Here is a 23,202-nt window from a genome sequence, read left to right on the forward strand (position 1 = left end):
CCTATATGATAAAAAACGATTTTCATTCTCATTTATTTATTTTAATCAAAATCCCTGCCACACGTAAATAACTTTATTTTTGACACACGATGAAAAGCACTCAAAGACGATAAGCATTCAATATGTCTTGTACCGTTAAGAAGCGAACAAAATTCAATTTTTCTAGGAAGGAAGCCAAATTTTTGTGGACATGCTGTTAATATCATTTGTTTATAGTGACGGCAAAATGTTTCATCCTCTTCTAACAGGAATTTGCGAATGATCCATTCTCCGTTATCAATGTACGCCATATCAATATCTACATACGTTTTCCTCCATTTGGACTTACATTTGATTCTTTCAAATAAAAGCAATGGAGAACATTGCTTCTCAAAAAGCGGGTGTAAAAATTGCAAAAGATGATCCGTTGTTTTAGCGAGCACTGTATAGTAATGAAGGGGAGAATCAAATACATTTTGCTTAATATGCTTCCACTGTTTTTCTACAAGCATTAAAATGAATGACACAGAACGTAATGAAGGAGCTGCTTGATAATATTGAATAATGATGTTTTGAACGGCTCTTTCGACAACTTGTTGCCATTCCTTATGAAGGTGATAGCTTACCGCCCTCATTTTATGTACCTCCACGCGCATTTATTTAATTTGCCTTCCTTACTTTCATTTTTTGAATCACAGGATGAATTGAGCTCCATGAACGTTTGACAAAATAAATCGGCTTTTCTTGGTTTTTCGCTTTTTGCTTAATCACTTTCGCTAAATTATGATTCACATAGTCTGTCATTACTAAAATCAGATCAATATGTTCTGGGATGCCTCTTTTCACCATATTTACCTTTCGTCCATCAAGATGAATGATCTCGTTAAATCCTGAACTCATTAATTTATCTGTAATCGTTCCTAAGTGATCTGCTCCTACCACTAGTAAAGATGACATCGCTATGTCCCTCCATCTATTTCATCGTTACTTTTATTCTAATTGAGAATGATTATCTATGTCAATCATAATGATAAACATTCTCAATAAAATTACTTATTGTTTCCGTTATAACTTTTTTTAAAACATGCAAACTAATCATGATTTTACTTATCAATGGAGGGAATAAAACATGGCAAAAGATGTTCTCTGTGAAGTAAAAAATTGTCAATATTGGGCACAAGGAAATAAGTGCAGTGCTGAATCGATTTATGTCGTTAGCCACGTTGGAACAATGGCTTCCGACTCTACCGAAACAGACTGTAAAACCTTCATTCCTGCTAATGAAGCGTAGTCATGAACAATGGCCTTTAACCATTTCATGGTTAAAGGCGCCTTTTTACATAAAGTTGCAAAAGAGAGGCGACGTACAATGATGAAAAAAGAAAGCTTAATTAATGCGTTTAAAGAGGAAGTAAAACGTACCAATCAGATGACATTTCCTATCTGCGTCGACTCATTTACAAACCTGTGGCAATATGAATTTGGAACATTGGACGACTTACCAAAAGAAGTAGAAAAGCTCATTGCTCACCGGGCAATTGAATTAGGATTGATGGAATAAAAAGTCCCTTTCCAAAAACCACGAGGCTGTTCCTTTTATTGGAAGAAGCCTCATGATGCCGTATACGTTCGTTTATAGAGTGTGATTTCCTCTAAGCGTTTTCGATGAATGGAAACACCAATTCCTGCTTGCTTTGGAACTTCGACCATTCCGTTTTTTACAACGACTTCTGGAATAATAATATCTTCCTCCCAGTAACGTGATGAAGCAGAAATATCTCCCGGAATCGTAAAATGAGGCAAGGAGGCAAGAGCAATATTATGCGCACGTGAAATTCCCATCTCAAGCATTCCTCCGCACCAAACTGCGATTCCTTTCGCTTGACATAAATCATGAATCTTTTTCGCTTCATTCATACCGCCGACACGTCCAATTTTAATATTAATGACCTTGCAGCTCCCAAGTTCGATCGCTTTGCGCGCATCTTCACACGTTACAATGCTTTCATCTAAACAAATCGGCGTGGTCATTTGTTTTTGCAGTACGGCATGATCAACGATATCATCGGCAGCAAGCGGCTGTTCAATCATAAGCAATTGAAATTCATCAAGTGCTTGTAATTGTTGCAAATCGTTCAATGTATAAGCAGAATTGGCATCAACCATTAGTGAAATAGTTGGAAAATGGCGCCGGATTTCTTTTAACCATTCGTAGTCGTTTTCGGGTTTGATTTTTATTTTGATTCGTCGATACCCTTCTTGTACATAATGTTCGATCTGCCGTAAACAGTCGCCTATGCTTCTTGCTCCGACAGCAACCCCTACCTCAATCGTTGAACGGGTACCGCCAATGAGCTGAGAAAGTGAAACGCCCTGTTTTTTGGCAAAAAGATCCCATATCGCTGTTTCCAGTCCGGCTTTCGCCATATAGTTGCGTTTAATACTTGAGCATAAGGTGGTCACATCGCTTGGATGATGAATTTCTTTAGCGAGTACTTTCGGAATCAAAAAATCCTCGAGCATATGCCAGCTTGTTTTGACTGTTTCTTCTGTATACCAAGGGGAAGAAAAGGCAACCACCTCACCCCAACCAGTTGCTCCATCTTTATCTTTGACTTCGACAATGATCGTTTCTCGTTGTTGCACCGTCTCTAGACTCGTCACAAAAGGAGACAATAAATTCATCGACACATGGTACAATGTTACTCTTTTAATGTTCATCATGTCTCCTCACTCTTTGGAATAAGTTGTAATAGCTGGCGCCGCAATAGTTTCTTTGCAGCATTTCGTGGCAATTCATCAACAAAGTAAATGTGTTTTGGCACTTTATATTTCGCTAACCGCTCTTGGCAAAACGCTTTTACTTGCGAGACGTTGACTGAATATCCCTCTTTTAACTTAATAAACGCACATGGCACTTGTCCCCATTTTTCGTCTGAAATTCCCGTTACTCCCGCTTCTTCAACAGCTTCATGAGAAAGCAGCACCGCCTCGATTTCTGCCGGATACACGTTCTCCCCGCCAGAAATAATTAAATCTGAACGGCGGTCTAATACATAAAGAAACCCTTCGTCATCGACGTAACCGATATCACCTGTATAAAACCATCCGTCACGAATTGCTCTTTTTGTTGCTTCTGGACGATCTAAATATCCTTTTGTAACATTTGGTCCTTTCACAACAATTTCTCCTGGCTCATACGGACGGACGATTTGTCCCTCGTTTTCGATACGAATTTGTGCTGGAAACAGCGGTTTTCCAGCAGATCCAAGCTTTGTAATGCTATATTCTGGGGCAAGTGTAACAATTTGCGATGCCGTTTCGGTCATTCCATATGTTTGATAAACAGGAATGCCTTTATCACGACATGCCTCTAACAGCGGTTGAGGAGCAGGTCCTCCTCCGAGCAACATGCAGCGAAACGTGTTCGGGTATGTCCGATCGCCAAGCTCAGCAATCATTTGTTGTAACATGGAGCTAACGACGGACATAACTGTGATATTTCCATTCATAATGATGTCATTTGCTTTGCCTGCATCAAATCGATTCATTACATACATGCTCATCCCGTAAATGACACTTCGCATAATAATTGACAGTCCACTAATATGGAAAAATGGAACAGCAGCCAACCAGCAATCGTTTTCGTAAAGCCCTAAATTCAGAACTGAGCCAATGGCACTCCACCAATGGTTTCCGTATGTTTGCAGCACTCCTTTTGGTGTTCCTGTCGTTCCTGAGGTATACATAATCGTTGCCACATCATCGAAATGATATTCGTGTTGAAATTCGCATTCCTGCTCCGGCAACATAGACAGCTCGCTCGTTTTCATCATTTGAATCGTCGATATTTCATTCGCACACTTCTCGAATTCATCATCAAAAAACCAAAATTTCGCTCCGCTATCTTCCAATTGCCACAGTAGTTCATGAGAAGTTAACCTTGTATTTTGTAGTAACACAGTCGCTCCAATATAGTGAAGAGCATGAATCGTTTCAATCATGGCAATGCTATTTTTCATTAATAATGCAACGATATCACCTTTACGAACTCCTAGACTTGCCAATTGGCGAGCTCTTGTTACCACAGCTTCATGAAGCTCTGCAAACGTCTTTTGTCCTCGTTCATCTTGGACGGCGATGCGCTCAGGAGTTAAAAACGCCCGTTGCATTAACCAGTTCGGAATCGATGTCTGCATAAAAAACCTCTCCTTTTTCGATACAAAGAAACAGCTTGATGAAAATCATCAAGCTGTCTTATCAGCATAAACGAACTCCAAATACAACTAAGAGACAATGAAACGCGTCTGCTCCCGTTTTTCTTATGGGAAACGCGGGAATTGTTTGAAGTCTGGCTTGCGCTTTTCTTTGAACGCGTCTCTTCCTTCTTTTGCTTCGTCTGTTGTATAGAAAAGCAATGTCGCATCGCCAGCGAGTTGCTGGATACCTGCTAAACCGTCGGAATCCGCATTAAATGCCGCTTTTAAGAATCGAATTGCCGTTGGGCTTTTCTCTAAAATTTCTTCCGCCCATTTTACCGTTTCTTCTTCTAATTGCTCTAACGGCACGACTTTGTTGACAAGTCCCATTTCCAACGCTTCTTGTGCGTTGTATTGACGGCATAAATACCAAATTTCGCGCGCTTTTTTATGACCAACAATGCGAGCTAAATACCCTGCACCATATCCGCCGTCGAAGCTGCCCACTTTTGGGCCAGTTTGTCCAAAAATGGCGTTGTCAGCAGCAATCGTTAAATCACACACAACGTGTAAAACGTGACCACCGCCAATGGCATAACCTGCTACCATCGCAATAACAGGCTTTGGAATAACGCGGATTAAACGTTGCAAGTCTAACACATTTAAACGCGGAATTTGATCTTCTCCAACATATCCACCATGACCGCGTACTTTTTGGTCACCGCCAGAGCAGAATGCTTTTCCACCTGCTCCCGTTAAAATGATAACCCCAATTTTAGAATCATCGCGCGCGTATGAAAACGCGTCAATTAATTCTGCTACTGTTTTCGGACGGAACGCATTATGTACTTCCGGGCGGTTAATTGTAATTTTCGCAATGCCGTTGTATGTCTCGTACAAAATGTCTTCGTACTGACGTTCCGCTACCCACTCAATCGCCATCAAGCTCTTCCTCCTTTTTCGATAAACTCATTTACTATTTTAGCAAAAATCTGCCGTTGTTCCACATGAATTGCATGGCCTGCTCCGGAAATTTTCGCAATATAGGAATGGGGGAGAAGTTGAGCCATTTCCATAGCAATTTCACAAAACTTTCTATCTAATTCGCCGCAAATAAGCAATGTTGGTACCTTTACTTCTGACAGATGTTCCCACCATGAAGGCTGCTTCCCTGTTCCCATACCACGTAAACTATTTGCCAAGCCTTTAGCATTATTTTTTAACCGTTCAGCGCGAAGTTGTTGCTGCACTTCAGGTGACAACCGTTTTTGTGAGGCAAAAAGCGGGATGCTTTCCCATTTTTCAACAAATTGTTCAATACCATACTGCTCAATGTCTCTCGCTAACGCTTCATCACTTTTTACACGCACAAGTCTTTCTTCCAAGGTTCTCAGTCCGGGTGAGCTACTTTCTAAAATTAATTTCTTCACGCGATGAGGATAAAGAACCGCAAACGTAAGAGCAAGCCGCCCGCCCATTGAATAGCCTAATACATTGGTTGCTTGAACATATAAATGCTGCAATATTACATCAAGATCGGCAGCCACCCGATCGATTTCGTAACGTTCCACTTCATTCGGAGAATCGGTCAAACCGTGACCAACAATATCAACTAAAATTAGCTGCCACTGTTTCCATTGCGAAAGGAAAGGTTTCCACGTTTCTGTACTTCCCGTAAATCCATGCAACAATAAAAGTGGTTCTCCTTCTCCGTACACTTCAACATGATAAGAAACACCGTTTACTAAAATATTCATAATTTTCCCCTTTTTTCGAGAAATTCTCCTATTTCCCGGGAAACACTTTCCCACAAAAGACGATGTTTCATGACATTGTCTTGTCGAGATGTGCATAACTCGATAACGTGCAATCCGTTCGTTTCGATAGAATGTTTTACATGATGACGAAATTCATTCCATGTTTCAACTTTTCGATAATCTCCCTCGTACATCCGTACAACATGTTCAAACTGTAAATCGGTTGGCGTACCGAACAATGTTTCAAAATGTTTTTCTTGTGTTGCTTGCGGTAAAAATGAGAAAATGCCTCCCCCATTATTGTTAACGACAATAATAGTAGCATTCAAACGATGCAACTTGGCCGCTAATAATCCATTTAAATCGTGATAAAACGAAAGATCACCAATAACGAGTACAAGAGGCTCGGTCACAGTGCTTGCACCTAACGCGCTGGATACAACACCATCAATTCCATTCACACCTCGATTCGCTATCACACGAATTTGCTTATCACTCGTCATAAAAAACGTATCGGCATCACGTATTGGCATACTGTTGCCGACAAATAAAACCGAATGCTCCGGAAGTAATTCAGAAAGCTCAATAAATACTTTTCCTTCAAATAGCTGTTCTTCTTTTCCAGCTTCAAGAAGTGTTTCCTTCGCGATTTTGTTTACAGTTTGCCATGTCGTCGCCCATTCGCTTCCTCTTCTCTTTTGAGCACCTAATTCTACTAATCGGTTGCAAAATTCGATCTCATCACAATATACCATTTGAGAAGCCATCAGCGTCGGGTCACGCCAGCCGCCTTCTCCATCAACGACAATTTGCGTAATCGCTGGATGATATTTTAACAGGAGAAACAGCGACTTTGAAACCGGCATAGCACCAAAACGGATTACCACATCCGGCAACAGCGATGAAGCGATTTTCTCATCCTTTAAAATGGCATCATAGCTGTCAATAATATACTCTTTCGAATGCATTCCGTTGCGAAGCTGGGAAAGCGGATCAGCTAAAATCGGATAATCCAGTGTTTTTGCAAGCATTGTAACTGCCTCGGCAAATCCAGGCTTGTCCATCTCTCCACAAATAATTATTCCTTTTTCAACGCGAGCCAGTTGCTCATACAGCTGTTGAAACTGTTCATTCTCAAGCGTTCTTTTTCCAATAGAAACATCGATATAAGAAGACTCTTTCGCCTCGATTTGTTTCCACGTCTGTTCGGTAATCGTCGGCACAAGCGGTTCTCGAAAAGGAAAATTAAGATGAACGGGACCCGAAGGCGCGCTCATCGCTACCGCCGCTGCTCTCGCCGCCATAGTACGCGCATAGCGCAACATCTCCACTGATTTTTCTGGAAGTGCCATTTCAACAAACCATTTCGCATGCTTTCCATAAATATGAATCTGGTCAATCGCCTGCGGAGCACCAACGTCGCGAAGTTCATGTGGGCGATCCGCCGTTAATACAATGAGCGGTACTCGTGAATAGTACGCCTCGACAACAGCTGGTAAATAGTTCGCCACAGCTGTTCCTGACGTACAAAGAAGCGCTACAGGTTTCCGTTTTGTTTTTGCCATTCCAAGCGCAAAAAAAGCTGCTGATCTTTCATCAATGTTCATATGTACACGCATTTTCGGGTGTTCAGCCATGACAATGGCAAAAGGGGTCGAGCGTGACCCCGGACTCACAACAACGTCTTTCACTCCCACTTTCACCATTTCATCAACGAATGCTGCTACATATAGTGTTAAATCTTCATTCATCTTGTTCCACTCCTAACGCGGACAACATTGGTTTGAATTTTACTCTCGTTTCTTCATATTCGCTGAGCGGTTCAGAATCGCCAACAATCCCGCATCCAGCAAAAATCGAAACTTCTTTTCCCTGCAACAGACCGGAACGAATGGCGACAGCAAACTCACCGTTTCCTGCTGTGTCGATCCAGCCGATCGGAGCCGCATACCATCCTCGATCTAGCGGCTCGATTTCGCGAATTTCTTTGAGCGCTTTCTCACGTGGTGTCCCTCCTAAGGCGGGGGTTGGATGCAGCCGTTCCACAAGCGAAAACAGCGAAACAGCATGACGACTTTCACCGATAACAGGGGTATATAAATGTTGAATATCTCGCATTTTTAACAATTGCGGTTCGGACGGAATCCGCACATTCTCGCACACTTCCATCATTGCTTCTTTAATCATATCAACCACGAAACGATGCTCACGAAGATTTTTCTCATCTTGTAATAGCCACCGTCCGAGTTGCTCATCTTCCTTTACCGTTTTTCCTCTGCGAATCGAACCAGCTAAACATGTTGAATAACATGTCATTCCTTCTCTTTTTACAAGCTGCTCAGGTGACGCTCCTACAAAACAGTTTCCTTTATCCTCAAAGGCAAAAAGATAACTTAATGGCTGTTGCTCCCGCAGTCGTTGCAAGACAACGCTCGGCTCGATTCTATCGTCAAACCATAAACGAGCTTCCCTTGCCAACACAACTTTATCCAACCCGCCTTCACGAATATCATGAATGGCTTTTTGCACGGCAGAAATCCATTCATGTTTCGCCATTTCTTCGTATGTTTGACATGAAGCTGAAAGAGCCATTAACGAATCTTGTCCATTATATAACAAAGTAAGTAGTTGACCGATCTTTTCAATAATTTGTTCATGATTTTGGGAAGGTACTGTAATTGTTAATGTCATACGTCCTTTTTTTACCGATAGCAATACCGCCGGAACGATTAACTTCGCATCAGGAAAGTGAGCCCACCGCTCTGTTTTTCGCTTTAATGGGTCAAACGAAAACCCACCAAATAGTAAAGGAGCGGCTTCCGTTCCATTATGGTGAGTCATTACCTTCTCCGTAAAACGCTTCCATTCCGATTCAACCATATGAAAGCGATGCTCATTTCCTGTTGTCTCGATCGAGTATGTACAACCAAGTCCAACATAAACCGTTTCATTGGATCGATCGGACCAATAAAACCGTTGACGAAAAGAACACGTTTCCCCTAAGGCAAAAAAATGAAAAGGATCTACGTCGTCTATTTCTTGGCTCCAACTAAAAAACGGTTGACTAGCTGTTTTTCCTATCATATACAATTGCTCTTGAATTTTATGTTGATATAAAGTCGCCACTGTAATCCCGCTTTCTTGTATTACTTAAAATTGAAAACACGATCTACTTCTCATTATATATAATAGGAAATGATTTATCTATTCGTAAGGGGTTGACACTTTTTGAACGTTTCCCTACACTTATTGTGAATGTTTTTTGAGCACTACTTTTCTTTTATCCTAATATAAGGGGTATGAATATGCAATCACCGTTGCAAACAAACCATCATTCATCCATGTTAAAATATCGGCGAGATTGGCGTGTTTGGTGGAGGTTGACGCGTCCGCATACATTAACAGCGGCTTTTGTTCCGGTCTCTATTGGTACAGCATTAGCCTTTCATGAAACGTCCATTCGCGTTTCATTGTTTATCGCGATGCTTGTCGCTTCTTTGTTAATTCAAGCGGCAACTAATATGTTTAATGAGTATTATGATTACAAGCGAGGGCTTGATTCCCCTGAATCGGTCGGCATTGGGGGAGCGATTGTTCGTGAAGGAGTTCATCCGAAAACTGTATTGTCCCTAGCGATCTCCTTCTTTGCCGTCGCTATGCTCATCGGTGTGTACATTTGTATGAACAGCAGCTGGTGGCTCTCTCTCGTTGGCTCCATCTGTATGGCCGCTGGATACTTTTATACAGGCGGTCCGGTGCCGATTGCATATACACCATTTGGGGAACTAGCTGCAGGTTTTTTTATGGGGCTTTTGATTATTTTAATTTCATTCTTTATTCAAACAGGAGAGGTAACAAGCGTTGCCATTTTCGTTTCGATTCCAATTGCGATTTTAGTTGGGGCGATTTTATTAGCCAATAATATCCGCGACCTTGATGGTGATAAAAAAAATGGGCGGAAGACGCTGGCGATTTTAGTCGGCCGTATCAACGCAATTCGCATTCTAGCAGGCATGTTCACGGTATCCTTTATTTGGATGGTCGGTTTAGTTGTCTTACATGTCGTCTCTCCGTGGACATTGCTCGTCTTTTTTAGCGTTCCAAAAGCAATTGCTGCCGCTAAAGGATTTATCGGAAAAACGCAGCCAATTGATATGATGCCAGCGATGAAAGCAACTGCACAAACAAACACACAATTCGGCTGTTTATTAGCACTTGGATTGCTAATTAGCCATTGGCTCTAACACGGTCTGATTGGCCGTGTTTTTTTTTGTTTTTGGTTCATACTACATGATAAAGGTTTCATTCAAGGAAGGGGACATTAATCATGTTAACGAACGAGCAGCTATCTGCCTTCCAGACACAGCTTCTTAAGGCAAAACGAGAACTTGAAGAGCGTTTACGCCAAAATGACCATTTTGGAAAGGAACGGAGCCATGCCCATGACTCCGTCGGCGAGTTAGCCAGCTATGATAATCATCCAGCTGATGAAGCGACAGAACTTTATGAACGCGAGAAAGATATCGCTCTCAACGAGCACGCAGAAAGAGAATTAAAAGAGATTGAACATGCACTTGAAGCAATCAAAAACGGCACATATGGCACATGCCAAATATGCGGAAACCCTATTCCGCATGAACGACTTGAAGCATTACCGACGACAACCTATTGCAAAGAGCATAGTCCAGATCAAGTCGTTTCCCAAAAACGGCCTCTTGAAGAAGAAGTGCTCATGCCTCCGTTTGGAAAATTTGATTTCGATGACCGCGCTGAGGCGGAAACATACGATGCCGAAGATGCTTGGCAAGAGGTGGCCCGCTACGGCACATCAGACACTCCATCGGATTTAGGAAAAAATGTTGACTATTATGGTGAAGTATACGCTGAATCGGAAGAAAACGTCGGATACGTCGAGGATTTAGAAAACTTCGCCGCCGTCGACTTGTATGGCAAACATGTCACTGTTTATCCAACGCGGGAACATGAGCAATTAGAAAATATTTTAGACGACGAAGGAATTATGTCCAATATCGGCGATTTACCAGCCTATGAAAAAGATCCTTATACAAAAGATAAAGACCATCCGCTCTGATGGTCTTTTTCCCTGTTTTGAAACAAAAAGGGATTGTATTCCGTATAAAAAGTGATGAAAAAATCATATTGAGGTGAACAGAATGAATGCACATGAAATTGATTACAAGCTGTATGGAGATGACATGCAGTTTGTCGAGATTGAATTAGACCCGCACGAAAGTGTTATTGCGGAAGCAGGCGGGATGATGATGATGGAAGATGGAATTGAAATGGAAACGGTTTTTGGTGATGGCTCAAACTCTGGTAAAGGATTTTTGAACAAGCTGGTCGGTGCAGGAAGACGTCTATTAACAGGAGAAAGTTTGTTCATGACCGTTTTTACGAATGCAGGAACAGGTAAGCGCCGTGTTTCCTTTGCTGCTCCGTATCCAGGAAAAATTATCCCAATGGACTTAAGTCAGCTGGGCGGTAAAGTCATTTGTCAAAAAGATTCTTTCCTTTGCGCAGCAAAAGGTGTTTCCATCGGGATTGATTTTCAGCGCAAGCTCGGAACCGGCTTTTTTGGCGGTGAAGGGTTTATTATGCAAAAACTCGAAGGAGACGGCCTTGCCTTTTTACACGCCGGCGGAACAATTTATGAGCGCCACCTTCAACCAGGCGAAAAATTGCGAATTGATACCGGCTGCTTAGTAGCAATGACAAAAGAAGTTGATTACGACATTGAGTATGTAGGCAAAATTAAAACCGCCTTTTTCGGAGGGGAAGGATTGTTTTTTGCTACATTAACAGGGCCGGGAACGGTTTGGGTACAATCGTTACCGTTTAGTCGTCTCGCTGACCGGATTATTGCTGCCGCTCCAAGCGCAGGCGGTCGCTCCGTTGGCGAAGGAAGCATTCTCGGTTCCATTGGTGATTTGCTAAATGGCGATGATTAATTCCATGCGGAGGGCTTATGATTCAAAGCCCTCCTTTTTACCCGTCAATCGGTTGAATCTTCCATATTCCATTCGCGTATTCTTGAATCGTTCGATCGCTGGAAAAATAACCGGAATGGGCAATATTGACTGTACTCATCCGTAACCACTTTTCACGTTGTTGATATTCCTTTCCGACCCGCTCCTGTGCCTCCACATAAGAGGCAAAATCACGCAGTACAAAATATTCGTCATTTTGCATTAAAAGGGAATCGTAAATCGGCTCAAAATGATCGTGAGCGTCTGGAAAAAATCCGTTGACAAGCTGGTCGACAACTTGTTTAATTCGCTTATCATAATGGTAATATTCATGCGAACGATATCCCCCATTTTGATAATAGCGCAACACTTCTTCCGCTGTAAGTCCAAATATAAATATATTTTCTTCGCCAACTGCTTCCAAAATCTCAATATTCGCTCCATCGAGCGTTCCAAGGGTGATCGCCCCGTTCATCATAAATTTCATGTTGCCGGTACCAGATGCTTCTTTGCTCGCTGTTGAAATTTGTTCACTCACATCAGCAGCAGGGAAAATTTCTTCCGCCAGCGAAACACGATAGTTTTCTAAAAAAATGACTTTTAGTTGCTCGTTCGTTTGTCGGTCACTGTTTACTTTATCAGCGAGGGAATTAATAAGCTTAATAATTCGTTTTGCATAATAATATCCCGGTGAGGCTTTTGCCCCAAAAATAAACGTGCGTGGATAAATCGAAAAACTAGAATCCTCTTTGAGGCGGTTATATAAATACATAATATGGAGCACATTTAATAACTGCCTCTTGTAAGCATGAAGGCGTTTGACTTGCACATCGAAAATAGAAGACTCGTTCACAACAACCCCTGTTTGCTCATAAATGCGCCTAGCTAACATTGTTTTTCTCTGTCGTTTTACTTTTGCTAGCTCTTGTTGAAATGAAGCATCGCCGACGTATGGTTTTAAATCAATTAATTTTTCTGGTTCTTTAATCCATTTATCTCCGATCGTATTTATAATCAATTTAGAAAGCTGCGGATTTGCTTTTAACAGCCAGCGGCGATGAGTAATCCCGTTCGTTTTATTATTAAACTTTTGCGGCCAAAACTCATGAAACAACCTCATTTCCCGCTTCTTTAAAATGTCCGAATGCAATTTTGCTACTCCATTGACGCTATAGCTGCCCACAATCGCTAAATGCGCCATTTTTACAAGATCATGAGCGATAATCGCCATCTCTTCAATCCGTTTCCACTCTCCTGGATATCGATTCCAGAGCTCACGGCAAAAACGTTCATTGATTTCCTCGACAATCATATAAATGCGCGGCAAAAGCGGCCGAAAAATATGAATCGGCCATTTTTCCAGCGCCTCTGATAACGTTGTATGGTTTGTATAAGAAATCGTATTAGTGGTAATATGCCATGCATCTTCCCAGCTCATTCCTTCTTCATCTAGTAAAATTCTCATAAGTTCGGGAATGGCTAAGACAGGATGTGTATCGTTCACATGAATGGCGACATGTTTATGCAACTCGTATAAATGCCCATATTGACGGCGATGAGCGCGCACAATGCTCCCTACACTTGCCGCGACAAGAAAGTATTGTTGCTTTAACCGTAATATTTTTCCTTCATCATGTGTGTCATCTGGATATAAAAATTCCGAGATTGCCTCTGTTTCTCGTTTATATTGCATGACGCTTTTATGAATGGGAAACGTTTTGGCAGGTTCCGCACTCCAAAGCCGTAACGTATTAATCGTTTTTGTATCATAGCCAATCACAGGCATATCATACGGAACTGCCATCACTTTTTCGCTATCGACATGCCGAAACGTCAAGCGACCGTTGATATGTGACATTTCGACTTTGCCCCAAAAACTGACTTCTACAGCTAAATCTTCTTTTCTTACTTCCCATACGTTTCCATGCCTTAGCCACTGCTCTGGCAGTTCAACTTGATAACCATCCACAATCTTTTGATCAAACAGTCCGTGTTTATAGCGAATCCCACAGCCATGTCCCGGCAAATTTAGCGAAGCAAGTGAATCTAAAAAACAAGCAGCAAGGCGGCCAAGACCGCCGTTTCCTAGTCCTGCGTCCGCCTCGCTCTCCTCTATTTCCTGCAAATCAATTCCTAGCTCTCGCAACCCCTCTTCAACGATGTCACGAATGCCAAGATTTAATAAATTGCTCCCAAGAAGGCGTCCTAGCAAAAATTCGATTGATAAATAGTACACTTGTTTTTGCTTTTTCGCGCGATTGCGTTCATTTGTCTGGATCCAATGCTGGCTTATATATTCACGCACCATATTCCCCAGTGTGTTGTATTGGTCGCGCACAGTTGACTCTTCAAACCGTTTGCCATACATCATTTCAAGCCGTTTTAAAAAAACATTCTTAAATTCTTCTTTGCTAGAGAACATGGCTTCCACTCCCAGTCATTAAATCCGCATATAACTGGTTATACTTAAATGCTGATTGTGCCCAGCTGTAATCTCGGCTCATCGCTTCTTTCACAATTTTTTCCCATACATCTTTTTGCTCATAAAAGGAAAGTGCTCGACGAATTGTATATAACATGTCGTGAGCATTAAAGTTTTTAAAACTAAACCCGTTTCCTTCCCCTGTAAATTCATTGAACGACTGTACTGTGTCATTTAATCCGCCCGTTTCCCGCACAATCGGAATGGCTCCGTATTGAAGCGCAATGAGCTGCCCTAGTCCGCATGGTTCAAACTTTGACGGCATTAAAAATAAGTCTGCCCCTGCATAAATTTTATGCGCTAATTCTTCGTTAAATCCAATATATACTTTCACTTGCTCAGGATATGTAGCTGCCATTTCGCTAAAAAAGTTCTCGAACTCCCAATCCCCTGTGCCAAGGACAATAAACTGAACGTTCTCCGCCAAAATGTCATGAAATACGCACTTGACTAAATCAAGACCTTTTTGTTTCGTTAACCGCGTGACCATTGCGATGATCGGCACATCTTCTTCAGTAGATAATCCAAAATGTTCTTGAAGAGCATGTTTGTTAATTCCTTTTCTTGCGATCGTCGAATGGTCATAAGGCACAGCAATATAAGGGTCCTTTTTCGGATTATAAATCTCATCATCAATCCCGTTCAAAATTCCAATTAAGTCCCGTTGGCGCGCTCGCAATAATCCATCGAGCCTTTCTCCGTAATACTCCGTTTGGATTTCTTCTTTATATGTAGGGCTAACAGTCGTAATGACATCCGCAGACACAAGTGCTGCTTTCATAAAACTCACATTTCCATAAAACTCTAAATACTCGATAGTAAAATATCGATCGCTTAAATTTAGTAAATCTCCTAAAATTTCACGTGGAAAAATTCCTTGAAATTGTAAATTATGAATGGTAAATACTGTACGAATCTGTTCATAAAATGAATTTTTCTTATATTCTTCCCGCAACAAAAACGGAATCATCCCCGTATGCCAGTCATGACAATGAATAATATCCGGCTGAAACGGAATCGCAGGAAGTGCGTCTAAAACTGCACGACAAAAATACGAAAAGCGTTCCCCATCATCGTAATATCCATACAATTGATCACGCTTAAAATAATATTCGTTGTCGACAAAATAATAAATCACTCCTTGATGTTCAAGCATTTCAATTCCGCAATATTGCCGTCTCCATCCTACTCTCACAACAAGTTGGGTGATTTTTCTCATTTGTTTTTTGTACTCTTCTGGAATGGTTCCGTATTTTGGCAGCATCACACGAATATCCGTTCCTAATTGTTTCAATTCTTTCGGCAACGCTCCTGCAACGTCCGCTAATCCACCTGATTTCACAAATGGTACGCATTCTGACACGACAAATAAAATGTTCATAAGTTTATCATCTCTCCTTGTACCGTTCCTTTACGAACGACAAATGGTTGTTGCTCTGTTCCTTGTAATTTCACATCATTTTCTACCTTAACATCTTTATCAATAATAACCCTATCAAGCTCACATTGTTTACCAATTTGGCTTTTTTGCATAATAATACTATTTTTCACTACTGTTCCTTTTCCAATTTTTACAGCTCGAAAAATAATGCTGTTTTCAACATGTCCTTCAATGATACAACCATTAGCAATCATCGAATTTTTCACAACGGCACTGGCTGTATATTTCGTTGGGGGCTCATCCTTTACTTTTGTATAAATGGGGCGTGACTTCACAAACAATTGCCGCCAAACAGCCGGATCAAGCAATTCCATACTATGCTGGAAATAATGTTCAATCGAATCGATCACAGCAACATAGCCATGATGTTCGTAGTCACAAATTTTCAACTGATGGCGATGATCACGAACGACATCAACAATACTGTTATAGCCCGTCTGAGCATGATTGGCAATTAAATCAAGCAAAAGTGATGTTTCTAATACAAACATTTCCAGCGATCTTCCTTGATAACGTACTTCGGTAATATCACATTGATTGTCAATATGTCGCTTTAGCACCGCCTGGTAATCAATATTGCAAACGGTATAGCTATTACAAATTAACGCATACTTTTGCTTGCTTCGTAAAAAATAATCTATATGTTGTTCAAAATGTTGGAAGGCACCTATATGAGGGGAAGGAATATTCAAATCAGGAGAAGGAAAGAAAAATAATCCATCGCGTTTTCGATTTAAGTCCCAGTTTTTCCCTGATCCTAAATGGTCCATTAAAGAGCGATATTGATACTTGGGAAAAATGGCTATACTCTCAATCCCGGAGTTCACCATGTTGGATAGAACAAAATCAATTAGGCGGTATCGTCCCGCAAACGGAACAGCGGCAACAGAACGGTGTAACGTTAATTGCTGAAGCGGCTCCATGTAGGTTGTGGCATCAATGATACCTAACATCATTTTATTCATTGTTGCTCATCCTTTCTCAACCTTTTCTAAATTCTGAGCTTGTAGCCATTCCTTTGTAACAAGAAGAATATCGTCAGAACAAATGGTCATACCGGATGGAATTTCTATATCTGACGGAACAATGGCCTTTTCAATATATACATTCTCTCCAATCACCGTATCCGGCATAATGACACAATCTTTTACCACCGCGCCTTTTTGAATGTGAACCCCTTGAAACAAAACAGAATGCTCGACACTCCCTTCAACAACACATCCTTCATTAATGAGCGATTCAGTCACAACAGCATCACTAGCAATATATTGCGGTGGTTGATTCGGATTGACAGAATAAATACGCCACGAGTGATCAAATAAATTCAGCTCACTCTCCTCATTGAGTAAGTCCATATTGGCTTCCCATAAACTTTTGACCGTTCCGACATCCTTCCAATATCCCTTAAACGGATAAGCAACAAGCCGCTTCTTTTCGCTTAACAATAGCGGGATTACATCTTTGCCGAAATCATGGCTTGAGTTTGGGTTAGCATTATCGATCTGTAAATATGCCTTTAAAATCGGCCAGTTAAAAATATAAATTCCCATCGAAGCAAGATTATTCTTTGGATTGGCTGGTTTCTCCTCAAATTCGATAATCTCCATCTGTTCATTCGTATTCATGATTCCGAATCGGCTTGCTTCCGACCATGGCACTTCAATAACGGAAATAGTCACGTCCGCATTTTTTTCAATATGGTAATCCAGCATTTTCGCATAGTCCATTTTATAAATATGATCCCCTGACAAAATCAACACATATTCTGGGGCGTATTGTTCGATATAATTGATATTTTGATAGATGGCATGTGCTGTTCCCTCATACCATTTCACACCAGATGCTTCTGAATAAGGAGGAAGTACGGTAACGCCTCCATTTCTTCGATCCAAATCCCAAGCACTACCGATACCAATGTAGGAATGGAGCAGAAGAGGTTGGTATTGTGTTAACACCCCCACCGTATCGATGCCGGAGTTGGTGCAATTACTTAGAGTAAAATCAATGATTCGATATTTCCCACCAAACGGGACTGCTGGTTTCGCAAGATTTTTCGTTAATGAGCTTAAGCGGCTACCTTGCCCTCCGGCCAACAGCATAGCGACGCACTTTTTCTTTACCATCACTGTTTCTCTCCCCTCGTTTTCTCATCGGTCGTAAAATCGAAATGCCAAACGGCGGAATAGTCATGCGAACATGATATGGTTTTCCATGAAACGGCTCTTCTATAGCCATCATAGGTTTTTTATTGATGCAACCTGTTCCTCCAAATAGCTCTGCATCACTGTTGATCGCCTCTTTATAGGTGGCAAGTAAAGGGACTCCTACCTTGTAGTCATGATAAACTTTGTTTGTGAAATTACAAACAACAATCAGGATATCATCAGCTTGTGCCCCTTTGCGAATAAATGAAAAAATACTTTGTTCAGCATTATGGACATCTATCCATTCGAAACCTTTCGGAGAATGATCCAGTTCGTAGAGCGGCTTATGGCGCTTATAAAATTTTAGTAGCTCTTTAACATATGCATTCATTTTTCGATGCATGTCAAAATCAAATAACATCCAGTCCAGTTGTTCTAAATCCTTCCATTCATCAAATTGTCCAAATTCTCCACCCATAAACAACAATTTTTTCCCGGGATGTGTAAGCAAATATCCATACAGCAAACGCAATTGCGCAAACTTTTCCTCATACGTTCCCGGCATTTTGTTCAGTAACGATCTTTTCCCATGCACTACTTCATCATGAGAAAACGGCAAAATAAAATTTTCTGAATACGTATATAATAGCGAAAATGTTACTTTGTGATGCACATGTTGGCGATGTTCCGGCGCTGTTTCCATATATGTTAACATATCGTTCATCCAGCCCATGTTCCATTTGTAGTTAAAACCTAACCCACCTTCATACGTTGGTGCCGTGACGCGCGGCCAATCTGTAGAATCTTCCGCAATCATTAAAATGGCGGGGTCATATGCAAAGACCGTTTCATTTAACTTTTGTAAAAACTCTACCGCGTACGGATTTTTATGTAACGCGTCACTGTTTGGCCAGTATAACATATTCGCTACCGCATCAACACGAAATCCATCCACATGAAAATATTCCATCCAAAATAATGCATTCGAAATCAAAAAACTGCGAACTTCAGGCTTTCCTAAATCAAAATTTGCCGTTCCCCATACGGAATTTTCCCGATCTTGCATATTCGCATATTCATACGTTGGTTCCCCATCAAACATATATAACCCATGAGCATCTTTACAAAAATGTCCGGGAACCCAATCCAAAATCACTCCGATCCCCTGCTGATGACAGCGATCAATAAACATCATTAAATCATGAGGCGTACCGTAACGGCTCGTTGCTGAATAATATCCCGTTCCTTGATATCCCCATGAACGGTCAAACGGATGCTCCACTAAAGGCAACAGTTCGATATGAGTAAACCCTTGCTCCAGAACATAAGGAATTAACTCATCGGCAAGTTCTTGATATGTATAAAAACGCCCATCTTCTTTCTTTTTCCACGAGCCTAGATGTATCTCATAAATAAACAGCGGTTGATCGTAAATTCGTTTTCGCCGCTTTTTTCGCTGCCAAGCTTGGTCGTTCCATTTATAACCTCTCAGATTGTAAACAATCGAAGCTGTATTCGGGCGCAATTCCGAATAAAATGCATATGGATCTGCTTTCAAAAAAACATCCCCATGTCTAGTAATAATTTCATACTTGTATAGATGACCTTCTAGATTTTCAGGAATAAAAATTGTCCATACTCCTTGTTCGCTTACTTTAATAAGGTCAAAATTCACACCATTCCAGTCATTAAAACTTCCGACTAATCGAACTTCGCGAGCATGTGGTGCCCACACACAAAATCGTGTTCCAGTGACACCATTCTCTTCGATGACATGTGCACCAAACAGCTCATAACTTTTATATAAGCTCCCCTCATGGAACAAATGAATCTCAAAATCCGTTGGACTTGTTGCGATCAAAGAGCATCGCATCCTTTCCTAAAATTTTTTACAGTTGATACATATATTCCACATCAAGAATTAAATTCCTTGATAAAAACTTTTATATTTTTTGACAACTTTCAACACAAAAAAAGAGAATCAACATATTTTATACATAAAATCGATTGCATTTTAGAAAGAAATTATTTATAATTAATATTATATAATAATAATTATAAAAGAGGTGTCCTATGGTTCAATACGATTATCATCATCTTCCTCACGTAAAAGTACAAACAAAATCAAAGAGAACTTTATGGATTACTCTGATCTTAACTTTATGTTTTACATTGCTCGAAATAGTGGGAGGCTTCCTTTCGAATTCCCTTGCATTACTTTCTGATTCGGCTCATATGGCCTCTGACGTGTTGGCTCTTGGCCTTAGCATGGTTGCTCTTTATTTAGCAACACGACCGCCAAATAAAACATTCACATTTGGATATTTGCGTTTTGAAATCATTGCATCATTTTTAAATGGCCTTACTCTGGCAGTCATTGCCGTGGGAATTTTTATAGAGGGGATTCAACGTTTCATTCATCCTGAACACATCAATTTCCGATTAATGCTAACCATTGCGTCAATTGGATTGCTCGTGAATCTTATATTGACCATTGTTCTTAGCCGAAGTACAAAAGAAGAAGAAAACTTAAACGTCAAAAGTGCGCTATGGCATTTTATCGGAGACCTTCTCAGTTCTATCGGGGTCATTATATCAGCCATCGTCATCTACTTCACTGATTTCTATTTTTTCGATCCATTCATAAGTATGGTTATTGGTGCAATCATCTTTATAGGCGGCGCTAAAATCATTCGTGAATCGTATCTCATCCTAATGGACTCTGTCCCAGAAAAATTCGATCTTGAAAAAATCCGTGCGGACATTCACCGCGTAGAGGGAGTAGAGGACGTACATGACATGCATCTATGGGCTATTTCATCGGATCATTACTCATTGACAGCCCATGTTTTTGTGAATGAGAACATTCAACCTCTTTGTATCATCCTAGCAATCAACGAGATGTTAGAAAAAAAATACGGGATTAAACATACAACCATTCAAATTGAACATGCTTCGCTTCATCATCACGGGGAGTATGGAAAGCAATTTTTGCGTCGAAAATTAGAAAATTAACTTATCCACCACTTCACTGGATTTTAGGGAGAATTTATAACGGACAGCAGGAAAAGAATGAGAAGCCAGATAATCTGTTTTTATAATGAATGGCAGTATAAAATTATATAGACATGTTTTTTCCAAATATCAGCCATAACGGTTGGAGTAAAACTAAATCGGGATATGATGCAATTCCGCACTTTCATATAATGAGGGTGAGGCGAGGAGACATATTCATTTATGGAAAGACGAATATTTAATAGCATAAAATCCCTACGTAAAAAAGATGTTGCTATAGAAGCAAACAAGAAAGGGAACAAAAGTCACTTATAGCGGAGAGATGGGAGGACGAATCCCTCTTCTCCCTAACTTTTTTCATTACTATATGTAGAGAACACTATACACTGATAAAGTTAAAATCTAAATCCCTTTACCGCCATATTATCAGCGCCTCTTGTAGAGTTCACCGCCTCTGTCCAAGTAATCAACGAAACAGTGACAATCAAGATGATTCCCGGCCTCCTTCATGATGTTTAATTTTATCGGATCTTGAAGTTTGTATAGCTCTTCACTCTATATTACTCTTTGGAAGTCTTGAATGCTTTTGCATAAAGCTAGTTGATATGATTTCTCTGAAGTTCGAAGTTCAGATCTCGCCTTACATCTATACTGCAAAAAGAAAAAGCACCGTGATACATAATCACGGTGCTTTTTAAAATGACCCGTACGGGATTCGAACCCGTGTTACCGCCGTGAAAGGGCGGTGTCTTAACCACTTGACCAACGGGCCAGAACATATAAAATCTGCCTGCATGGCGGAGAAGGCGGGATTTGAACCCGCGCGCCGCAAAAACGCGACCTAACGGTTTAGCAAACCGTCCCCTTCAGCCACTTGGGTACTTCTCCATATGGCTCCGCAAGTAGGATTCGAACCTACGACCTACCGGTTAACAGCCGGTTGCTCTACCGCTGAGCTATTGCGGAATATTTATAAAAAATTGATCTTCATTCTTTAATAAGCTTTTTACACAGTTGTCCATCTCTCAATAAGTCAATTTAACGAGAATATGATAAAGTGATTTAATATGGTGGGCCTAAGTGGACTTGAACCACCGACCTCACGCTTATCAGGCGTGCGCTCTAACCAGCTGAGCTATAGGCCCGTTTCGAAAAGCGGGTGATGGGAATCGAACCCACGACATCAGCTTGGAAGGCTGAGGTTTTACCACTAAACTACACCCGCATAGAATAGTTTTAGTAGGGCGACTAGTGGGAATCGAACCCACGCATGCCAGAGCCACAATCTGGTGCGTTAACCACTTCGCCATAGCCGCCATCAAATGGTGCCGGCTGCAGGACTTGAACCCGCAACCTACTGATTACAAGTCAGTTGCTCTACCAATTGAGCTAAGCCGGCAAAATTTGCAGCCAGTTTGGATATACTCACTAAATTGCTCGATATTAACTATAAAAATGGTGGCTCGGGACGGAATCGAACCGCCGACACAAGGATTTTCAGTCCTTTGCTCTACCGACTGAGCTACCGAGCCATTATTGAGCATTAATATATGATATATGGCGGTCCCGACGGGACTCGAACCCGCGATCTCCTGCGTGACAGGCAGGCATGTTAACCACTACACTACGGGACCAATTTCATTGGTTGCGGGGGCAGGATTTGAACCTGCGACCTTCGGGTTATGAGCCCGACGAGCTACCAGACTGCTCCACCCCGCGGTAATCAAAGGATTGTAGAATGGCGGAGGAGGAGGGATTCGAACCCCCGCGCGCCTTTCGACGCCTCTCGGTTTTCAAGACCGACCCCTTCAGCCAGACTTGGGTACTCCTCCATATATTTTACTAACATGGTGGACCTTGTAGGACTCGAACCTACGACCGGACGGTTATGAGCCGTCTGCTCTAACCAGCTGAGCTAAAGGTCCGAATCTTTTAATGGTAGCGGCGGAGGGAATCGAACCCCCGACCTCACGGGTATGAACCGTACGCTCTAGCCAGCTGAGCTACGCCGCCACAAGGACAAATTATGGTGGAGCCTATCGGGATCGAACCGATGACCTCCTGCGTGCAAAGCAGGCGCTCTCCCAGCTGAGCTAAGGCCCCTTTTTATATCCAAATGATCGGGAAGACAGGATTCGAACCTGCGACCCCATGGTCCCAAACCATGTGCTCTACCAAGCTGAGCTACTTCCCGCTCC

The 23,202-nt window shown here is 41.4% G+C and carries 19 protein-coding genes and 15 tRNA genes; 6 read left to right on the forward strand and 28 right to left on the reverse strand.

What is annotated here, in order from left to right; genetic code table 11:
* Nucleotides 1-41 precede the first annotated feature (41 nt).
* The gene (locus HNR31_RS03285) at nucleotides 42-614 is read right to left on the reverse strand and encodes a hypothetical protein (RefSeq protein WP_181554813.1); all 573 of its coding nucleotides are present in this window, start codon (nucleotides 612-614) and stop codon (nucleotides 42-44) included.
* 25 nt (nucleotides 615-639) lie between these two features.
* Nucleotides 640-936 (reverse strand): DUF2325 domain-containing protein, encoded by a 297-nt coding sequence (locus HNR31_RS03290; protein ID WP_181554814.1) that lies wholly within the window; start codon nucleotides 934-936, stop codon nucleotides 640-642.
* 172 nt (nucleotides 937-1,108) lie between these two features.
* On the opposite strand from HNR31_RS03290, the gene HNR31_RS03295 reads away from it, so the two are divergent.
* Both HNR31_RS03295 and HNR31_RS03300 read left to right on the forward strand, forming a co-directional pair.
* Complete coding sequence (locus HNR31_RS03295; RefSeq protein WP_181554815.1) at nucleotides 1,109-1,270, forward strand: DUF1540 domain-containing protein; 162 nt, start codon at nucleotides 1,109-1,111, stop codon at nucleotides 1,268-1,270.
* Nucleotides 1,271-1,348: 78 nt separating this feature from the next.
* Nucleotides 1,349-1,540, forward strand: coding sequence for a hypothetical protein (locus tag HNR31_RS03300; RefSeq protein WP_181554816.1), 192 nt, complete (start codon nucleotides 1,349-1,351; stop codon nucleotides 1,538-1,540).
* Nucleotides 1,541-1,590: 50 nt separating this feature from the next.
* Here the strand turns inward: HNR31_RS03300 and menC are convergent, their stop codons facing one another.
* The 6 genes from menC to HNR31_RS03330 form a co-directional block, all read right to left on the reverse strand.
* Nucleotides 1,591-2,700 carry an o-succinylbenzoate synthase gene (menC, locus tag HNR31_RS03305; RefSeq protein WP_181554817.1) on the reverse strand — a complete coding sequence of 370 codons (1,110 nt, stop codon included), beginning with the start codon at nucleotides 2,698-2,700 and terminating at the stop codon, nucleotides 1,591-1,593.
* A complete protein-coding gene (locus HNR31_RS03310; RefSeq protein WP_181554818.1) occupies nucleotides 2,700-4,178 on the reverse strand; it encodes an o-succinylbenzoate--CoA ligase in 1,479 nt (492 codons plus the stop codon). The genes menC and HNR31_RS03310 overlap by 1 nt, the downstream gene beginning before the upstream one ends.
* A gap of 123 nt (nucleotides 4,179-4,301) precedes the next feature.
* On the reverse strand, nucleotides 4,302-5,120 hold the full coding sequence (gene menB / locus HNR31_RS03315) for a 1,4-dihydroxy-2-naphthoyl-CoA synthase (RefSeq protein ID WP_181554819.1): 819 nt from the start codon (nucleotides 5,118-5,120) through the stop codon (nucleotides 4,302-4,304).
* Nucleotides 5,120-5,935, reverse strand: a complete 816-nt coding sequence (gene menH, locus HNR31_RS03320; protein ID WP_181554820.1) for a 2-succinyl-6-hydroxy-2,4-cyclohexadiene-1-carboxylate synthase — start codon at nucleotides 5,933-5,935, stop codon at nucleotides 5,120-5,122. Before menH ends, menB begins: the two co-directional genes overlap by 1 nt.
* Entirely contained in the window at nucleotides 5,932-7,686 is a 1,755-nt protein-coding gene (menD, locus tag HNR31_RS03325; RefSeq protein WP_181554821.1) for a 2-succinyl-5-enolpyruvyl-6-hydroxy-3-cyclohexene-1-carboxylic-acid synthase, read from the reverse strand. Before menD ends, menH begins: the two co-directional genes overlap by 4 nt.
* Nucleotides 7,679-9,061 (reverse strand): isochorismate synthase, encoded by a 1,383-nt coding sequence (locus HNR31_RS03330; RefSeq protein WP_181554822.1) that lies wholly within the window; start codon nucleotides 9,059-9,061, stop codon nucleotides 7,679-7,681. Before HNR31_RS03330 ends, menD begins: the two co-directional genes overlap by 8 nt.
* A gap of 179 nt (nucleotides 9,062-9,240) precedes the next feature.
* Here HNR31_RS03330 and HNR31_RS03335 point away from each other — a divergent pair, with 179 nt between their 5' ends.
* From HNR31_RS03335 to HNR31_RS03345, 3 genes are all read left to right on the forward strand, one after another.
* Nucleotides 9,241-10,179, forward strand: a complete 939-nt coding sequence (locus HNR31_RS03335; protein WP_181554823.1) for a 1,4-dihydroxy-2-naphthoate polyprenyltransferase — start codon at nucleotides 9,241-9,243, stop codon at nucleotides 10,177-10,179.
* An 83-nt stretch (nucleotides 10,180-10,262) separates the two neighbouring features.
* Nucleotides 10,263-11,027 carry a yteA family sporulation protein gene (locus HNR31_RS03340; RefSeq protein ID WP_181554824.1) on the forward strand — a complete coding sequence of 255 codons (765 nt, stop codon included), beginning with the start codon at nucleotides 10,263-10,265 and terminating at the stop codon, nucleotides 11,025-11,027.
* 82 nt (nucleotides 11,028-11,109) lie between these two features.
* The gene (locus HNR31_RS03345) at nucleotides 11,110-11,904 is read left to right on the forward strand and encodes a TIGR00266 family protein (RefSeq protein WP_181554825.1); all 795 of its coding nucleotides are present in this window, start codon (nucleotides 11,110-11,112) and stop codon (nucleotides 11,902-11,904) included.
* Nucleotides 11,905-11,941: 37 nt separating this feature from the next.
* Here the strand turns inward: HNR31_RS03345 and HNR31_RS03350 are convergent, their stop codons facing one another.
* Genes HNR31_RS03350 through glgB form a run of 5 tightly spaced genes read right to left on the reverse strand, consistent with a single transcriptional unit; the run spans nucleotide 11,942 to nucleotide 19,850 of the window.
* The gene (locus HNR31_RS03350) at nucleotides 11,942-14,344 is read right to left on the reverse strand and encodes a glycogen/starch/alpha-glucan phosphorylase (RefSeq protein ID WP_181554826.1); all 2,403 of its coding nucleotides are present in this window, start codon (nucleotides 14,342-14,344) and stop codon (nucleotides 11,942-11,944) included.
* Nucleotides 14,334-15,785 (reverse strand): glycogen synthase GlgA, encoded by a 1,452-nt coding sequence (glgA, locus tag HNR31_RS03355; RefSeq protein ID WP_181554827.1) that lies wholly within the window; start codon nucleotides 15,783-15,785, stop codon nucleotides 14,334-14,336. Before glgA ends, HNR31_RS03350 begins: the two co-directional genes overlap by 11 nt.
* On the reverse strand, nucleotides 15,782-16,810 hold the full coding sequence (gene glgD / locus HNR31_RS03360; protein WP_181554828.1) for a glucose-1-phosphate adenylyltransferase subunit GlgD: 1,029 nt from the start codon (nucleotides 16,808-16,810) through the stop codon (nucleotides 15,782-15,784). Before glgD ends, glgA begins: the two co-directional genes overlap by 4 nt.
* 6 nt (nucleotides 16,811-16,816) lie before the next feature.
* The gene (locus HNR31_RS03365; protein ID WP_220129361.1) at nucleotides 16,817-17,968 is read right to left on the reverse strand and encodes a glucose-1-phosphate adenylyltransferase; all 1,152 of its coding nucleotides are present in this window, start codon (nucleotides 17,966-17,968) and stop codon (nucleotides 16,817-16,819) included.
* Nucleotides 17,919-19,850, reverse strand: coding sequence for a 1,4-alpha-glucan branching enzyme (glgB, locus tag HNR31_RS03370; RefSeq protein ID WP_374058285.1), 1,932 nt, complete (start codon nucleotides 19,848-19,850; stop codon nucleotides 17,919-17,921). The genes HNR31_RS03365 and glgB overlap by 50 nt, the downstream gene beginning before the upstream one ends.
* Before the next feature lie 212 nt (nucleotides 19,851-20,062).
* On the opposite strand from glgB, the gene HNR31_RS03375 reads away from it, so the two are divergent.
* Nucleotides 20,063-21,004: a cation diffusion facilitator family transporter gene (locus HNR31_RS03375; RefSeq protein ID WP_181554831.1), complete on the forward strand. Its 942-nt coding sequence runs from the start codon at nucleotides 20,063-20,065 to the stop codon at nucleotides 21,002-21,004.
* A gap of 700 nt (nucleotides 21,005-21,704) precedes the next feature.
* On the opposite strand, the gene HNR31_RS03380 is transcribed toward HNR31_RS03375, so the two are convergent.
* The 15 genes from HNR31_RS03380 to HNR31_RS03450 form a co-directional block, all read right to left on the reverse strand.
* A tRNA-Glu gene (locus tag HNR31_RS03380) sits at nucleotides 21,705-21,776 on the reverse strand.
* 23 nt (nucleotides 21,777-21,799) lie between these two features.
* Nucleotides 21,800-21,892 (reverse strand) — tRNA-Ser (locus HNR31_RS03385).
* A 3-nt stretch (nucleotides 21,893-21,895) separates the two neighbouring features.
* Nucleotides 21,896-21,970 (reverse strand) — tRNA-Asn (locus HNR31_RS03390).
* A 102-nt stretch (nucleotides 21,971-22,072) separates the two neighbouring features.
* A tRNA-Ile gene (locus tag HNR31_RS03395) sits at nucleotides 22,073-22,149 on the reverse strand.
* A gap of 9 nt (nucleotides 22,150-22,158) precedes the next feature.
* A tRNA-Gly gene (locus HNR31_RS03400) sits at nucleotides 22,159-22,229 on the reverse strand.
* Between the two features lie 18 nt (nucleotides 22,230-22,247).
* A tRNA-His gene (locus HNR31_RS03405) sits at nucleotides 22,248-22,320 on the reverse strand.
* 7 nt (nucleotides 22,321-22,327) lie between these two features.
* Nucleotides 22,328-22,403, reverse strand: a tRNA-Thr gene (locus HNR31_RS03410).
* Between the two features lie 57 nt (nucleotides 22,404-22,460).
* Nucleotides 22,461-22,536 (reverse strand) — tRNA-Phe (locus tag HNR31_RS03415).
* Nucleotides 22,537-22,562: 26 nt separating this feature from the next.
* Nucleotides 22,563-22,638: transfer RNA gene (locus tag HNR31_RS03420), tRNA-Asp, on the reverse strand.
* Nucleotides 22,639-22,646: 8 nt separating this feature from the next.
* Nucleotides 22,647-22,723 (reverse strand) — tRNA-Met (locus tag HNR31_RS03425).
* Nucleotides 22,724-22,743: 20 nt separating this feature from the next.
* Nucleotides 22,744-22,836, reverse strand: a tRNA-Ser gene (locus tag HNR31_RS03430).
* 16 nt (nucleotides 22,837-22,852) lie between these two features.
* Nucleotides 22,853-22,929: transfer RNA gene (locus HNR31_RS03435), tRNA-Ile, on the reverse strand.
* An 11-nt stretch (nucleotides 22,930-22,940) separates the two neighbouring features.
* A tRNA-Met gene (locus HNR31_RS03440) sits at nucleotides 22,941-23,017 on the reverse strand.
* Nucleotides 23,018-23,031: 14 nt separating this feature from the next.
* Nucleotides 23,032-23,107: transfer RNA gene (locus tag HNR31_RS03445), tRNA-Ala, on the reverse strand.
* Nucleotides 23,108-23,124: 17 nt separating this feature from the next.
* Nucleotides 23,125-23,198 (reverse strand) — tRNA-Pro (locus HNR31_RS03450).
* Between the last annotated feature and the right edge of the window lie 4 nt (nucleotides 23,199-23,202).

This window comes from Thermaerobacillus caldiproteolyticus, assembly GCF_013761245.1.
In the GTDB taxonomy this organism is placed as follows: domain Bacteria; phylum Bacillota; class Bacilli; order Bacillales; family Anoxybacillaceae; genus Thermaerobacillus; species Thermaerobacillus caldiproteolyticus.